1 pseudogene is annotated in these 382 nt (G+C 48.2%); it reads left to right on the top strand.

Annotation, left to right across the window (positions count from 1 at the left end):
• Positions 1–382, top strand: a pseudogene (locus JFC07_RS13415) (transposase); the annotation flags it as partial.

Below are 382 nucleotides of genomic sequence, written 5' to 3'. Positions count from 1 at the left end.
GCCTAATAAGCGCAACGGTCATACTAAAAAGACCGTCCGTAGCGACACAGGCGACCTTGAGATCTCCACTCCAAGAGACCGCGGTAGCAGCTTTGAACCTACACTAGTGCGCAAGCATCAAACCCGTATTAGTGGCCTTGATGATAAAATCATATTTCACTACAGGCATAGCCTTACGTCTTGCGCTTCGGGCAAGTGTCTCCCAGACACTTGCTGATCCTCGCTCATACGCCAAAGGTCAAACCACCACTGAGATTGTAGAGAGTATCAAAGAGCTTTACGACGTCGATATCTCAAGCTCTCTTGTCTCAAGAGTCACTAACAACATCATAGACGACATCACCGCATGGCAGAACCGGCCGTTAAGCAGTGTTTATCCTAT

Origin of the sequence: Psychrobacter faecalis, assembly GCF_016107575.1 — a bacterium.
Taxonomy (GTDB): domain Bacteria; phylum Pseudomonadota; class Gammaproteobacteria; order Pseudomonadales; family Moraxellaceae; genus Psychrobacter; species Psychrobacter faecalis.
The sequence above is the reverse complement of the archived record's forward strand: the minus strand, read 5'-3'. Positions and strand labels throughout refer to the sequence as shown.